At 64.2% G+C, this 14,905-nt stretch carries 13 protein-coding genes; 12 read left to right on the forward strand and 1 reads right to left on the reverse strand.

Going from position 1 to position 14,905, the window contains the following annotated elements; genetic code table 11:
• A complete protein-coding gene (gene eccD, locus AOP73_RS01995; protein WP_061962968.1) occupies window positions 1-1,338 on the reverse strand; it encodes a type VII secretion integral membrane protein EccD in 1,338 nt (445 codons plus the stop codon).
• A gap of 255 nt (window positions 1,339-1,593) precedes the next feature.
• Here eccD and AOP73_RS02000 point away from each other — a divergent pair, with 255 nt between their 5' ends.
• The 12 genes from AOP73_RS02000 to eccCa all read left to right on the forward strand — a co-directional run bounded on the left by AOP73_RS02000 (window position 1,594) and on the right by eccCa (window position 14,844).
• Entirely contained in the window at window positions 1,594-1,905 is a 312-nt protein-coding gene (locus AOP73_RS02000; RefSeq protein ID WP_061962969.1) for a WXG100 family type VII secretion target, read from the forward strand.
• 16 nt (window positions 1,906-1,921) lie between these two features.
• Window positions 1,922-2,215 (forward strand): WXG100 family type VII secretion target, encoded by a 294-nt coding sequence (locus AOP73_RS02005; RefSeq protein ID WP_236683480.1) that lies wholly within the window; start codon window positions 1,922-1,924, stop codon window positions 2,213-2,215.
• A gap of 87 nt (window positions 2,216-2,302) precedes the next feature.
• Window positions 2,303-2,710: a hypothetical protein gene (locus tag AOP73_RS02010; protein ID WP_061962970.1), complete on the forward strand. Its 408-nt coding sequence runs from the start codon at window positions 2,303-2,305 to the stop codon at window positions 2,708-2,710.
• Window positions 2,711-2,714: 4 nt separating this feature from the next.
• The gene (locus AOP73_RS02015) at window positions 2,715-4,043 is read left to right on the forward strand and encodes a S8 family peptidase (protein ID WP_061962971.1); all 1,329 of its coding nucleotides are present in this window, start codon (window positions 2,715-2,717) and stop codon (window positions 4,041-4,043) included.
• Window positions 4,040-5,494, forward strand: a complete 1,455-nt coding sequence (locus tag AOP73_RS02020) for a hypothetical protein (protein ID WP_061962972.1) — start codon at window positions 4,040-4,042, stop codon at window positions 5,492-5,494. The genes AOP73_RS02015 and AOP73_RS02020 overlap by 4 nt, the downstream gene beginning before the upstream one ends.
• Before the next feature lie 133 nt (window positions 5,495-5,627).
• Entirely contained in the window at window positions 5,628-5,957 is a 330-nt protein-coding gene (locus AOP73_RS02025) for a hypothetical protein (RefSeq protein WP_061962973.1), read from the forward strand.
• A gap of 16 nt (window positions 5,958-5,973) precedes the next feature.
• The gene (locus AOP73_RS02030) at window positions 5,974-6,828 is read left to right on the forward strand and encodes a hypothetical protein (protein WP_152650507.1); all 855 of its coding nucleotides are present in this window, start codon (window positions 5,974-5,976) and stop codon (window positions 6,826-6,828) included.
• Between the two features lie 237 nt (window positions 6,829-7,065).
• Entirely contained in the window at window positions 7,066-7,461 is a 396-nt protein-coding gene (locus AOP73_RS02035; protein WP_061962975.1) for an SseB family protein, read from the forward strand.
• Window positions 7,462-7,759: 298 nt separating this feature from the next.
• A complete protein-coding gene (locus AOP73_RS02040; RefSeq protein WP_061962976.1) occupies window positions 7,760-8,098 on the forward strand; it encodes a hypothetical protein in 339 nt (112 codons plus the stop codon).
• A 4-nt stretch (window positions 8,099-8,102) separates the two neighbouring features.
• Window positions 8,103-9,482 (forward strand): hypothetical protein, encoded by a 1,380-nt coding sequence (locus tag AOP73_RS02045; RefSeq protein WP_061962977.1) that lies wholly within the window; start codon window positions 8,103-8,105, stop codon window positions 9,480-9,482.
• Between the two features lie 275 nt (window positions 9,483-9,757).
• Entirely contained in the window at window positions 9,758-10,867 is a 1,110-nt protein-coding gene (locus AOP73_RS02050; protein WP_061962978.1) for an FHA domain-containing protein, read from the forward strand.
• Window positions 10,864-14,844, forward strand: coding sequence for a type VII secretion protein EccCa (gene eccCa / locus AOP73_RS02055; RefSeq protein ID WP_061962979.1), 3,981 nt, complete (start codon window positions 10,864-10,866; stop codon window positions 14,842-14,844). Before AOP73_RS02050 ends, eccCa begins: the two co-directional genes overlap by 4 nt.
• Window positions 14,845-14,905: the final 61 nt, after the last annotated feature.

Genomic DNA, 14,905 nt, shown 5'->3' on the forward strand with positions numbered 1-14,905 from the left:
CTATGCCCAGCCAGCCGCGAGGATGCCTAGCGGAAGCATCGCCACCAGGAGAAGCACCTCGACCATGTCTGCCGCGCGTGCCAGCTTCAACCTCGCACCAGGACTCAGCAGAGTCAGCCCGATGAGCACCGCCGTGGCCACCAGCAACACCACAAGTAGCGGCGTGCGTAGCTGTGGCTGCTCGAAGAGCACGGTGAGGGCGGTCGCGGCGAGGCCAAGCGCACCTAGAGTCATCACGATGAGCACCGAAGCCCTCGCGTAGACCTGGCGGGACTGGAACATCATTCCGACAAAAGCGAAGGCGGTCAGCAGCGCACCCGCGGCATTGGCCCCGGCCACCAGCGGCGTCGCGACCAGCACCCCGAGACCCACCGCGATGCGTAGTGAATTGAGGACCCTCGCACCGGCCGCGGCGCGGGCCTTCACCGCAGTAGCATCAATCTCACCGGGCACCGCGAAGATCTCTTGGTCACTTTGAGGAGAGATCACCCGGATGCGCGTAGAGCTGAGAGCAAGCCACGGCAATAGGTTGCCCAGGGCGCCCGCGAGTGCGACCATCACGGCATACGCCGGGAGGGCGGCGTCGGGCACAAGACCCGTGATGAGCGCCGGAATCCCGACGATCACGCCCCACGCAATTGGAATGAACTGTGCTTCGGGTCTGCGCGGGGTGAACGCGAAGGCGATCCCTCCGGCGAGCATCACCGCAGCCGCTGCCGCAGCCAGCGGCCAGCCCCACACCGTGCCATCGGTCACTGCGAGGAAGCCGGCGATGCCGGCGTAGGCGGCGGCGGCCAGCCCGAAGGCCTGCCCTGACTCGGTCTGGCCCAGGCGCCCCAACACGGCCGATGCTGCCAGGAGGACGACGGCGCCACCACCGGCGATGAGGGGGCCAAGGGTCAGCGAGGCCCCCGCGCTCAGCAGCAAAACAGCGCAGAGCGCCAGAAACGTGAGGCTCACCGCGAGCGCAGTGCGCGAGTTGTCCCGAGGCGTCCACTCGCCGTGGTGTTCGGTCGCCGCATCGATCACGGCCTCGGTTACGTCGTCGTAGACGCGGGGCTCCTTGAAGGCGGTGCCGCGAAGCAGGGTCAGGAGGTCGCCATCGTGAATTCCCTGCGCGGTGGCGCTGAGGCTGGCATCGAGGGTCGTGCCATCGGCTCGCTGCAGTGCGTAGCCTCCGTGAACGAGAGCGGGGTCAAGCACACCGAGGCTACGAGCGAACCCGGGCATGACCTCGATCAACGGCACACTAGCCGCAATACCCACGTCTAGCTGGCGGTCGTCGATCAACACGGACACCCTCACGAGCGCACTTGGAGCACCTACGGATTGCGACACGTGGACTTCCTCCCTGGGACGGCATCGATGACCTCGGGCCAAGCATGAAAACTGACTCGGCACAGTCTATTGCCGTATCCGCACTCGACAATGGCCCGAGGGGGTCACTACGCATACCTGTGTGATGAATTCTACAAAGATTAACTGGGTCTCATGTTGCCCTCGTGTCCGGTTCGTCGGTATTCTGCCTGTGGTCGTGTCGTGCGGCTGTTGTCCATCACACGCTTGATTTCCAACTATTAGGGGAGGTGTGAAATGGCTGATGTCATTTCCGCAGAAGAAGGCGCGCTCCGCAAGGGTGCGGAAGCGGTCGGTACCGCCAAGGCAAATATCGAGAAGCAGATCAAGACCGTCCGGGGCGAGATTGAACAGTTGCGCTCGTACTGGACCGGTGGCGCCGCCAACTCGTTCACTCAGCTGATGAACCGTTGGGACGAAGAGTCGAGGAAGCTCAACGACGTGTTGATCACCCTCGAAGATGCTCTCCGTGGCACGGAGAAGGACCAGGCTGCCTCGGAGCAGTCCCACCAGCAGGCAATCTCGGGCCTCGGCTCGATGATGAACTAAGGACAGGGGTTATCTAATGATGGAATCAATGAGTGTTCGCCCCGAGCAGGTCACCGCATTGTCGGAGCAGATCCGTGGTGGAGCGACCGGCATCCGCAACGAACTGAACGAACTTGAGAACAAGGTCTCCACCTTGCGCGGCCAGTGGGGTGGTGAGGCACAGACCTCCTACGACGCAGCCCAGCGCAAGTGGGATGCCTCGATTGGTGAACTCCAGCAGCTCCTCGAGCAGATCGCACGCTCCACCCAGGAGATCTCCTCTGGCTACACCAACACCGACAACAAAGCAGCACAGCGCTTCAGCATCTAGCTGACGTTCACCCGTAGGTGAACCCCGCGGCACTTCGCTGCGGGGTTCACCGCGTGCTCGTCTCGTTTCCTCGCAAAGGACAATCCCGTGATTACTTCAGGCCTTGGCATTTCATTTGACGCCGCTTTTGTTCTTGAGCAAATCAAGAAGGCTCAGGAACAGGTCTACCCGGACGAGGCCAGCGCGTCCGAGCGCCGGGGGCCGCAGGTGTGGACCGCCACCAATGTCTTTGACGACGAGCTCGATAAGGAGGCCAAGAAGATTGGCCAACGAGCCCAAGTCCTGCGTGAACAACTCGTCGCCTTCGCCGATGACATAAAAGCCGCTCTTACTCAGTTGTCCGAGGTCGACGCTGACGCCAGCATCGAGACGGACAAACTCCACGACCAGGCCGAGCAAACGGAAGGTCTGCTGACCACCATCGTCAACGATGGCCCAGCGCCCACGCCCACGCCCACTCCTACTCCCTCATCCACTACAAAGCGAGCTGAATAAGTCCGTGCCACACCGTTTTTCGCCCCGTCTCGCGCTGGTCTCCGTTCTCACATTCGCCGTCACTGTGGGGGTTGGACTCCCCGCGTCCGCATCCATCGTGGACGATGGCGAGTACTACATCGATCTCTACAAGATTGACGACTACCACGACCAGGGCATCGACGGCACCGGGGTCACCGTTGCCATCATCGACGGCGGGATCAATACGGCGGTGCCCGCTCTTCAGGGCGCAGACCTCACCGTGATGCCGGATTCACTATGCCGGGACGAATCTGGTGACCTGCAGAAAGTCAATACTGACGACCTCCATGTCGCTTCACACGGAACCAACATCGCGCTAAAAATATTGGGCGACGGCAAAGGGTATCCCGGGCAAGACGGCCTCACCGGTGTTGCCCCGGGCGCCTCCGTCTTATTTTATGGCTTTGGTGTCGACATCGAGGACCCATGCTACGACTCGGACGGCGCCAACAACTATTACATCGCCGATGCTGTGGCCGCCGGCATTGTGGACGCGGTCGACAATGGTGCACGGATCATCTCAATGTCGTTCGCCATCGGGGGTTCACAGGCTCTTACCGATGCCCTGACGTACGCGATAAGTCGCGGCGTCGTCGTGGCAGTCTCCACCTCCAACGACACGGACGATCTTGGTATCAACGAGACTTTCAACTTCTTCAACGGAGTGCTTGGCGTGGGGGCCTTTGGCCCGGGCGGCAAGCCAGCCCTCGATAGCGACGGGCAACCCAATATGACCCAGTTTATTGACGTGGTCGCCCCCGGCGTGGATGTGGCACTGCAGGGCGATGACGGCGCCTGGGATCGCCAGCGCATTGGCAGCGGAACGTCCTACGCCACTCCAATTACGGTGGGCAATCTCGCGCTTGCGATGCAAAAAACCCCTGCCGCCACCAACAATCAGATCCTTCAGCTACTGATCCACAACACCGACGTCGAATCACCGCATGAGCCGTATTACGACCCAACCTTTGTGAACGGCTATGGGAGCGTCGACACGATCAGCCTCCTGTCGGACGACCCTCTTCAGTACCCAGACACCAACCCCTTCATTACCGAGGATGGCGAACCTACGCCGGCGCAACTGGAGCTCACGCCTGCATCGACGCCCAGTCCCAGTGCGAGCGCGTCGGCGGTGTCCACCCCAGATCCGACCCCGAGTGCTTCTCCAAGCGCCACACCCACCCCGACGGACGACGCCACTTCCACGGCGTGGCCATGGCCCTTGGTGATCGCCATCGTCGCACTCGTCGTCATCGCAGGAATTGTCGTGACAGTAGTCGTCGTCAGACGCTCACAGAAAGAGTCTTCATGATGGATCACGAGAAGGTACTCAACAGCATTCTTGGGGCAGGACATTGGGAGACCACTGGCCTCACCAGTGCGCGCGAGGCGTTCGACGCGCTCGCCAGCACCCTGAATGCGCTGGCGAGCCTCGAGGGCATCGAAGGCGCCACTGGCGACGCAATCCGCGAAAAGTATGCTCAATTGTCAAAGGATTTCCGCGAACTTGAAGACGAGGTCGTCGCCAAGAAGCCTGCCGTAGACAGCGCCAATGCCGCGCTCGACCGAGCACGCGACCGCGTGGCGCAATTGCCCGAAGCCACCGTCCCTCAATGGGTCAGGTACGCCGCGGCCAGCACGCCACCTGACGGCACCATCTACTTCTCAGACATGGGTCGTTCCGTCAGCCCCACCTACGCTGAGAGCGTCTACGGGAACTTTCTAGAAGAGCAGCGGAAGAAGAAAGCCGAAGAGGCGTACAACCAACTTCAGGAAGAACTCCAGACGAGTTCGACTCAACTCAAACCCATGAAGCGCCAAGAGGATGATCGCGATCGGGACCCGGCGAACAACGGGAACTCATCCAAGGGTTACACCTTTGGCGGCGGACCTAGCGGGTCTGGTGGGGGCTACGGCGAATCAGCTGGGAGCTACGGCGGTTCAGCTGGGAGCTACGGCGGTTCGACCGGTAGCGGAGCCGGGAGTAGCGCGGGTGCAGGTCTAACTGGTGCGGGCTCGAACGCCTCGGGCTCCGGAAGCGGCTCCGGCAGTGGTGCCGGGATGAGCGGCTCCGGTGGTTGGGCGCCATCGGGCGGTGAGGGCTCGTCCGGTGATCTCGACTACGGCTCTGGTCCTGGCTCCTCCTTCGCGGTAGACAGTAACAGTCAGGGAGTCATTCCTGGCGGCTCCGGTGGCGGCTCCGGAAGCAGTTTTGGGCCCGGGGCGAATGGCAGTTTTGGTGTGGGTGGCAACGGCCCTAGCCAGGGTCTGGCCGCGGGGGCCCTCGGCGGCGGCGCGGCTGCAGGTGCCGCAGCTCTACGGTATGGAGCCGGCATGGGTCCTGGCGGTATGCCCGGTGGCGCAGGCGGGGCTGGGATGCCCGGTGGCCTTGGTGGTTCCGGTGGCATCGGCGCTGGCGGCTTGGGCGGCGCTGGCGGCGCAGCGGGCTCGGGTGCCGGTGCACGCGGTGCCGGCGGCCTCCTCGGTAGTGGTGGCCAGACCGGGGCCGGAGCGGGCGGCGCAAGCGGCGGCTCGGGTGCAGGTGGCGGTGCGGGCGCTGGAGGTGCGCGCAGTGGCGGCATGATGGGAATGGGTGGACAAGGTGGCGCCGGCGGCCAACAGAAGGACAAGCGTCCCGGCCTCGGCGGACCCATGGCACCCAAACTCGAGGACGACGAGGACTTTGTGCCTCGGTCCAAGGCCGCCCGGGCAGGTGGGCGCGACTCGCTGGCGGAGCCCGGCGACACAGACGCGACGGCATGAATGAGCAGTCGTGGGGCGCAAAGGCAGTCCGACTCACTGCGGAGGCGTTTGGTGAGGACTCCGGTGTGACGGCACGCTTGCGCGAAGAGTCGCTCGCATCACCTGAAATCACATACTAGGCGGGTACGAACGCATGTCCGACAAAATCGCTATCGACGCTGACGTCATGGCGCATCACATTGGCAAGGTCAACCAGGTTGCGACCAGTGTGGGATTAGCGACCTCGGCCGCCCGTTCCATGAACCTCGGCGGCGGTGCGTTTGGGCTGATGTGCTCTTTTCTCGTCGCACCAGCAGTAGCGGTCACCAGTGTGGCGGTGTCCTCCATTGAGTCGGTAGAAGAAGCAATCGAGCGCAGCGCCAAGGAACTCAAAGGGGCCGTCGCGGACTTCGACCGCTACGAATCCGACGTGGAAGACCACGTGGCCAGCATCGGCCGCCGCCTCGACGCTGGCGGAAGATAGGTCTGAAGTGACTGCCGTGAATTCACTAGTGGTAGGCCGCGTAGAGATGTCCACTCCTCTCGCGGGCACGTTCCTGCTTGAGGACTGCGACATGATCTCCTCAGGCATCAAGAATGGTGACTGGGTTGAAGGCGGTATGGGGGCCTTTGCTGCTGCCGCCGATGGTGTGGCGATGGTGGTGGACCCGCTGGGCAGTGTGATCGGCATGGGCATCGGCTGGCTGATTGAACACATGGAACCCATCACCGGCGCAACAGACACCGTCCGTTCGCTCACTCATGGCGCCAAAGATGCACCTCGAACCTTTCCTGAACCATCCCCTGCGGTGAGGCCACCGAATGCCCCTGCGCTTTCCATTGACGACAACCTTGCCAACCTCGTGGCGCATGACAGAGCTCACGTTCCTGGTTCGATCCCATCGTATCGAGGCGACGTTGACACTGTCGTTGCCTTCTTCGACGAGAAGATCATGACGATGTTTCGCGACTCAGACGTCCCCCAATTTGGCCGGGAAGGGACCGCTACCTTTGTGATGCCCGTGGACGACGCCAACCTCATCCATTCAGTTGAGGACGCGGTAGTTGCCACCGGAGGCGCCCCTAGCGTCGAGGGTGCGTGGCGCAACGGACAGCAGATCTTTGGGCTTGAGGTACCTGCGGACGGCATTGATCTCAGGGTGCCGACGCGCGTCGATTCCGGCGACTTTGAACACTTTGTCGAAGGCGGATATACGGCGATTGCCGAGGACGAGCTCTTCAAGGTCAACCGCATTCGCGAACTGGTGGCACACGGGAAAATCCCCATGCCACACGGCACGGTCCTCTTCGAACTCATGCCAGACGGATCGCGTTTGCCGTTGGGAATGTTCTGATGGGCACGGACCAGGAATGGCAGCCACGAGCCTGCTCTCATTGCATAAAGCAGAGGCCCTTTTGGAGCCGGCGGGAATGGCGATTCGTGGACCTACTCGGCGCCGTGTCTCCCTACCTAGAAATCGGTCGATGCCCCCAATGTGGTGTGTATTACATTTTTGGTGACGAACTGATGGGGCGACCTTCGTTCGTAAAGCCCCATGACGTGGACAAACTATTGAAGGAGATGCGCGATTTTGAATCTTCCCGACGAAACACTTGAGCTCGAGTCGCTCATCAAGGCGAACAGCGACAAGGGGTTGGTGGTCGACCAGCTCCTGAGGTCCGTGGTGGTGGTTCCTGTCGATGTGAACGTCGGCGATGACTCCGGGAATGTGACACCGGTAACCGTGGATCGTGACGGTCACTCAAATGTGCTGGCGTTTACTACCGCCGAAGGTTTTGAGCAGATGCGCTCCCGCACGCCGAACGCGATCACCATCCCCGCTACGTCATTGATTCTTAATACCCCTGACGGATTCGGGCTCCTCCTGTTCTCTAGCGTTGGCAATGTGGCTTTGGACCCCTCAGTGCTGCATCGCATTCGCACTGACTTGAGGGCGCTGGGAGAACCGACCGAGCCAAACGGTTAGCCCCTCGTGAGTCCCCAGCAAAGCAAGGCGGTTCCGAGCGCGACAAACCGCTCGTCGTCTCCAGGGCCTCGCCCACCCACGCTCCACGGGCGCATTCAGCAGCCGACGCAGTTCCGGACCTCATTGATTCTGGCAAGTGGCAAGACGGGTCTGCTCAAGGAGACGTTACTGTGGTGCTCGGCGACTCGATGCGACCCGGCAACATTTGGGAGTCCATTGAGTTTCCCAGATTGCAAACAAATCCTCGCATCACATTTATCTCTGCAGTTGACGCGGTGACTGGGACGGTGAAACGTTTATGGCCATAGATCTTTCTCACTATGGATTTCCGTTTTCGATTGAAGAGCTTCCGGATCTTGATCGCGCAGTACTCGCCGTTGTCGTCAACGACAACGATTCGCAACTAGCGGCGATTGCTGGTCCACGGTCGGCTGACTTCGCTGAGCAAGCGAACGCTGTCGCCACCTTTATCAAGAGGCTGCACATTGCGGAGCCGCACGAAGGATTTTCGAGCGCTGTGGAACGAACGGGATTCCTCACTCACACGGCACGCGATGACGTAGGTCGCGCCTTCCCTGAACTGAATGCAGATGTCATCCGGCGCGCAGGCAACCGCTACGCATTCCTTAATCGATAACCTGATGAACACCACTACGTCTGAATTGAGACGCCTCGCCGTTCTTGGCGACGGCGCACGGTTGGATCTCAGCGCGCCCGTGACCCATACGGTGGCCGAGGCACTTGAAGTCGCGGGTCTCGTCATCACGTCCGGCCGCGACGTGCTACTGGACCGCTCCGGTCAGGAGATCGCTGCGAGCACCTCGCTCGTGGACCTCGACGACGGCATGCTGCTGACCATCGTCGACCTCAGCGCAACGTCAAGTGAGCAGTCCACCAGGCGGGACCACTCTCAGGTCAAGCGCGCCGACTTCCGCTCGACCTGGTGGCTGCTCGCGGCAAGCTCCTTGCTGCTCGCCGCAGGTGCATTGGCTGCACTCGCCGCGGGGGGCCCTTTGCTTGACGACGCCACGCGCGGATGGGTCTCCCTTGGCCTTGCGCTGGGCGCGATCGCGACCGCCAGCGCCTGGATCGCTCGGGCGCCCTCACATGGCGCCGGAGCTGCGTCACTGGTGTCCACGCTGTCGCTCGCGTTTGCCGCGGGGGCCCTCGCAGTGCCCGATGCCGTGGCATCGGTCCAACTGGCCGTCACTGTGGGGATGCTCAGCGCGGCGACACTTGGCGCCGCCATGTCGGTCGCCGCCCGCGAGCGCACTCTACGCGGGGTCGCCACCATGTTGTCGGTCATGATGGCTGTCTACGGATCCATCTGGGGCGCCACGTTGCTGCTGGAATGGCCAAGCGCATCCGCCGCCGCCATCACCCTTGGGCTCGCGGCTCCTGGCATGCGCTTTCTTCCCACGACTTTGCTGCCGCTACCCGACGGTTACTCGATCAACTACAAGCACTTCATGTCCAGCCGGTGGACCGTACGGGGCGCGGTACCGGGCGAACCTGGTGCCGTCACGATGGCCGCCATAGCGCCGGCCGTTGCCGTGGCCGCCGCACGGCTACGCACCGGAATCGTGACGCTTGCCGTGTCCGCACCGATTGTCGCCCCGTGGGTTATTCCTGGAATGCAGAGCGAGGTGCTGATGGTGCGCGTTGGCAGCATCGGCCTCATCGTCACGACTGTCGCCGCTCTGGCCCTGATGCCACGGCACGGCACGGACCCCACCGCCGCGTGGGCCTCTCGATTAGCCGCCGCAGCGGTGGTGGTGGAAGTTGCCTTCGCAGGGGTGAGCCACTCGAGCGACGCGCTCGTCACTGTCCTTGCTGTGTCGCTATTGGTGGCAGGCGTCCTGGCCGCCGCGATGATCGTTCCCGTTGCCAAGGGTTCTCGATCGCTGGCGTGGTCGCGCGTGGGTGACGTCTTTGAATCACTGTCTGTTGCGCTCGCGCTTCCCTTCGCCTTGCTTGCCGCTGATGTCGTTGAGTTGGTTCGTGGAATGATGTCCGGATGAGCACGCCAGCACAGTCACCCACCGTGGCGTGCTGGAGTTGCCAGCAACCCGTTCACTCCTCCGCCGCACAATGCCTGTGGTGTGGTGCCGCACGCCCGGGAGCGGCACCAGCCGACAGCCCGATTGCGTCGGCACTTCCACCAGGAATGTCGCCCGCCGCTGGTGCTCCTGCACCCCCCGCGCCCGCGAGCGTCGCTACACCCGCACGGCCACGGGAGCAGGTGAGTGGGGGGACGGCGTCATCTAGCCCAGCGAGCACTACTGCCAACAGCACCGTGCCGCCGCTCGACGCACGGTTCCGGGGCAGCCACACGGGGACTGGCGCGCGGCTGGCAGCATTCACCATCGACGTTGTTGTAGTACTCGTCATCGCCACCTTGGTACTGGTCGCTACGGGAAGTGCAGTTTTTGGAGGAATCGCCCTCCTCGAGTGCGTTGTCTTCCTGTGGATACTTGAGGCGCGCACGGGTCTGACCTTTGGCAACCTCCTCTTGCGCATCCGCTCGTCGCGTACCGATGCCCCCTTCTCCCCCGGCGTCGGACGTTCAGCCGCTCGCTTCGCCATGATTGGCGCTGGTTTTGTAGTGGGGATTGTGGGTGCGTGGGTGGTGGTGGCCTCCAGCGCGTGGGACGGACAGCGCCGCCGCCGCGGTTGGGCCGACGTCGCAACCCGGACCATGACCGTGTCGTTGCCCACGGCAGCCCGCAAGGGACGGCTTCCCGGCATGGCGGCTCCTGTCGCATATCAATCGCCTCACGTCGAGCATGCTGCCCGCGACACGGAGCCGGAGCCACTGCCCGGGGCCATCGCGATGCCAGCGCAGGTGGCGTTCGGAAGTAGCGAACCGGTGGAAAGCAGCGGCTCGTCCAATCTGGACCCGGCCGCTCCACTGTCGTCCCCACCAACTCCGTCGTCCCCGCCAGTTCCGTCCTCCCGGGATCAGGCGAGCCCGTCCGCACAGGTCCAGCCCGCATCGGCGCCGGGATCGGGCCACGCCGCTGCCTCGCCGGAGCCAGATAGCCGCGGTGACCTCCTGCTCGTGTTCGACACTGGCCAACGCGAGCAAGTCCCGCTGACCTCGGGCATCGTTCTGGGCCGTAACCCCTCACCCATCGAGCCAACCGATCACGCGATTGTGGTCGAAGACCCGGAGAAGACAGTGTCACGAACCCATCTGCGGATCGAGCACACGCGCGGGCGCACGTGGGTCATGGACAACGGCTCCGCGAACGGAACTCACCTCATTGACGACACGGGGCACACCACCGCACTAGCCGCCCACGAACGCACGGTGCTCGAGGACGGCACGCGCGTGCGCATTGGACAGCGCGCGTTCTCCATCAACGTGCTCACCGACGGCACCAACGGAGGTGGCGGAGCATGAGTGGACGCCGACTCGCCCCACCGCGACAGCCGTCGGGAACCATCCAAGTTCAGGCGCCGCCAGAGCTCGCCACTGCCGACGGCGGCTCGAGCATGCTGACGTCGCTGATGCCAATGCTGGGGTCCGTGGGCGCCATCGTCATGGTCGTGTTGAACAGCAACGGCAATCCCGCCGCCTACCTGACAGCCGGACTGTTCCTGGTGTCCTCGCTGGGATTCGTCGGGGTCAACGGCTGGCGCCAACGTTCACAGCGCACCGCGCAGGTCCTGGGCGCTCGCCGCGAGTACTTGGCGTACCTGACCGAACTGCGCCAAACCGTGCGCGTCGCCGCAACCCAGCAACGCCGCGCCACCAACTGGGCAAGCCCCCCTCCGGGCACCCTTGCCTTTGTCGCGGAGGAGCGCACGCGGGTATGGGAGCGGTCGCCCGACGACTCTGACTTTCTGCTGACACGCCTGGGCGTCAGTGACCAGCCACTGTGTCTGACTCTCGAGGCACCCGAGTTGCCGCCCTTGACGCAACTCGACCCCGTGGCAGCATCGGCCGCCCATCGCTTCATGCTGACCCACGAGACCCAGAAGAACCTGCCGTTCGGCGTAGATATCGCGGACTGGGCGCGCATCGAGATGACCGGCGATGAGGCGGAAGTCCGCGCGATGGTGCGCGCCATGCTGCTTAACATCGCCACCTTCCAGACGCCCGACGACGTGCAGATCGTGATTGCCGCTGATCCCGCCGCGCTGGAGCACTGGGAGTGGGCCAAGTGGTTGCCGCACGCACAGTCCGCCACGGCGAGCGACAGCCTTGGGCCGGCGCGAATGATCGGTACCGACCTCTCCGCACTCGAGGAGATGCTCCCCTCGGATGTGCACGAGCGACCGCGGTTTGCGCCCGGCGGCAGCTCGAGCGCCCCCCACATCATCGTGGTAACCGACGACGTCAACGTACGTTCGAACGACCCCGTCGTGACTCACGACGGGCTGCAAGGCATCACGCGCATCGACCTCCCGTCCCGCTGGGGCGAACTGGAGGCGGCGAATACCATGCGCGTCTCGTTCGGTGTGGGCGACAAGGCGGGTACCGCCGAGCTGGTGACGCTGTCGCACGCCACTCAGACCATCGTCGCTGACTCAATGTCGATTCCCGAAGCGGAAGCCACCGCTCGCCGCCTGCTGCCTCTCTACACAAGCTCGGGGCCAACCGAGTCGGGCGCGGCGACCACCACCGAGCAGCTCGAGCTCGTGGACCTGCTGGGGCTTCCCGACGTCCGCGACATCGATTTCGATCACGTGTGGCAGGGACGCCCCGAGCGTGACCGGCTGCGCGTGCCGATCGGTCAGACCACCACCGGCGCGCCCATCGTGCTTGACCTCAAGGAATCTGCACAGCAGGGCATGGGTCCGCACGGGGTGATGATTGGCGCCACCGGTTCGGGTAAGTCGGAGGTGTTGCGCACGCTGGTGCTCGCGCTGGCGCTGACTCACTCCCCCGAGCAGCTCAACTTTGTGCTGGTGGACTTCAAGGGCGGCGCGACATTCGCTGGTATGGCTGGCATGCCGCACGTGTCGTCCATCATCACCAACCTTGGCGACGAGATCGCCCTGGTCGACCGCTTCCAGGACGCGCTCCAGGGAGAGGTGACGCGCCGCCAGGAACTGTTGAGAGCATCGGGCAATTTCGCCAACGTCTATGACTACGAGAAAGCGCGCCGCGGCGGCCGCACTGACCTTGACCCGCTCCCAGCGCTGCTGATTGTGGCCGACGAGTTCTCCGAACTGCTGGCCGCCAAGCCCGAGTTCATCGAGAGCTTTGTGAACATCGGTCGAGTGGGGCGCTCGTTGCAGGTGCACCTCCTGCTCGCCTCGCAGCGCCTGGAAGAGGGCAAGCTGCGCGGCCTTGACACGTACCTGTCGTACCGCGTGGGCCTTCGAACCTTCTCCGCGGCGGAGTCGCGCTCCATCCTTGGCGTTCCCGACGCGTACACGCTGCCGCAGCAGCCGGGTGTGGGTTTCCTCAAGTCCGACACCGAGACCATGACGCAGTTCCGCGCCGCCTATGTGTCCGCACCGCCCAAGGGCCGCCGCCGTAGTGGAGGCGGTTCGGGGACCTCGGGTTCCGAGGAAATCGGCGCCAAGGTGGAGTTCTTCACGGCGGCTCCCTCCGCCGTTGACGTCCCTCGCGAAGTGCCGGCCGATGCCGGGGTTGAGGTTGCCGCCGACGCGGGCGAGAAGCGCAGCACCTTTGAGTTGGCTGTCGCGCAGATGCAGGGCAAGGGCACGCCGGCGCACCAGGTGTGGCTGCCGCCGCTCGAGACCCCGGCGTCGTTGGACCAGCTCTTTGGCGACCTGACCGAGACTCCCGACCTGGGGATCCACTCGCCGTCGTGGCGTGGACGCGGCCTGACCGTGCCGATTGGCATGGTCGATGTTCCGCTGGAGCAGCGTCGCGAGGCGCTCACCGTGGACCTGGGCGGGGCCGCTGGTCACATGGCGATTGTGGGTGGGCCGCTGTCCGGAAAGTCCACGTTGGCGCGCACCACCATGGTGTCGCTTGCGCTGACACTCACACCCCGGGAGGTCCAGTTCTACGTGCTGGACTTTGGTGGCGGGAGCTTTGCCGGCCTGTCCGGCTTCCCGCATCTTGCCGGGGTCGCCACCCGATCCGAGCCCGATGTGGTGCGCCGCATGGTGTCCGAGGTCGCCGGGATTGTGGACGCCCGCGAGCAGTACTTCCGCGACAACGGCATCGACTCGATCGACACGTACCGCCAGCGCCGCGCCGAGGGGCGCTACGACGACGGCTACGGCGACGTTTTCCTCATTGTTGACGGTTGGGGCACCGTGCGCGCGGACTTCGAAGTCGCCGAGGCTCAGATCCAGACGATAGCGGCGCGCGGACTCACGTTCGGTGTGCACGTGGTGCTGACCGCGGCTCGCTGGCTTGAGGTGCGCGCGAACCTGAAGGATCTGATCGGCACCCGCATGGAGTTGCGCCTGGGAGATCCCACGGACTCCGAGGTAGATCGCAAGGCGGCGGCGAATGTCACCGCCGGAGCACCGGGACGCGGGCTCAGCCCCCGCAAGCTGCAGATGCTGACGGCGCTTCCGCGCATTGACGGCTCGGGCGATGCCACCTCACTTGCCAACGGCATCGAGGGCCTGGTGGGGCACCTCAACCGTGCCTACCAGGGGCCCGCGGGGCCCAAGCTCCGCCTGCTTCCGGCGTCGATCGACCTCGACCAGGTGCGCGCCCTTGCCCCCGCCGACACGCGCCAGTTGCTGCTCGGCGTGGACGAGGCGAACCTCGCTCCGTTTGGCCTGGACATCATGGAGGAGCCGCACCTGTACCTGTACGGCGACGCGGACTCCGGCAAGACGTCGTTCCTGCGTGCGTACGCTGGCGAGGTGGCTCGGCTCTATCCAGCGGATAAGGCCAAGATCTTTGTGGTGGACTACCGCCGATCCCTGCTGGGCGACCTACCCGAGGAGTACGTGGGTGCGACGCTGTCCACCCACGACGAGGCGACACAGGGCATTCAGGAACTGGTGCAGTTCTTCCAGACCCGCGTCCCGGGCAAGGACGTCACCCCGGAGCAATTGCGTTCGCGCTCATGGTGGACCGGCGCCGAGGGCTTCATCCTGGTGGACGACTACGACCTGGTGTCAACGTCGCAGGGCAACCCCCTCGCCGCGCTGGCACCGCTCCTGCCTCAGGCTGCGGACCTCGGCCTGCACGTGGTGGTGACCCGGCGCACCGGTGGTGCGAGTCGCGCGGCCTACGACCCCATCATTCAGCGCTTCACTGACCTTGGTGCCACCGGCATCCTGCTCAGCGGAGACCCGGGTGAGGGTCAGTTGATCGGCAAGGTCAAGGCCACGCCCGCCCCTCCGGGCCGCGCCCAGATTGTGTCGCGCGACCGCGGCAACGTGGCCGCACAGTTGGCCTTTGTCCCCTCCCGCTTCGAGGGCAAGCAGTAGTCCCACCACCCCGCCACGAACGCCGGACCGGACGCGCAAAAGGAGGGCCCTCTCGGGCCCT

Source organism: Demequina aurantiaca, from assembly GCF_000975135.1.
Classification (GTDB): domain Bacteria; phylum Actinomycetota; class Actinomycetes; order Actinomycetales; family Demequinaceae; genus Demequina; species Demequina aurantiaca.

Coding starts and splice junctions, on each gene's coding strand:
- eccCa (WP_061962979.1), top strand. CDS start 10,864: ATGAGTGGACGCCGACTCGCCCCACCGCGACAGCCGTCGGGAACCATC.
- AOP73_RS02025 (WP_061962973.1), top strand. CDS start 5,628: ATGTCCGACAAAATCGCTATCGACGCTGACGTCATGGCGCATCACATT.
- AOP73_RS02020 (WP_061962972.1), top strand. CDS start 4,040: ATGATGGATCACGAGAAGGTACTCAACAGCATTCTTGGGGCAGGACAT.
- AOP73_RS02045 (WP_061962977.1), top strand. CDS start 8,103: ATGAACACCACTACGTCTGAATTGAGACGCCTCGCCGTTCTTGGCGAC.
- AOP73_RS02005 (WP_236683480.1), top strand. CDS start 1,922: ATGATGGAATCAATGAGTGTTCGCCCCGAGCAGGTCACCGCATTGTCG.
- AOP73_RS02040 (WP_061962976.1), top strand. CDS start 7,760: ATGGCCATAGATCTTTCTCACTATGGATTTCCGTTTTCGATTGAAGAG.
- AOP73_RS02000 (WP_061962969.1), top strand. CDS start 1,594: ATGGCTGATGTCATTTCCGCAGAAGAAGGCGCGCTCCGCAAGGGTGCG.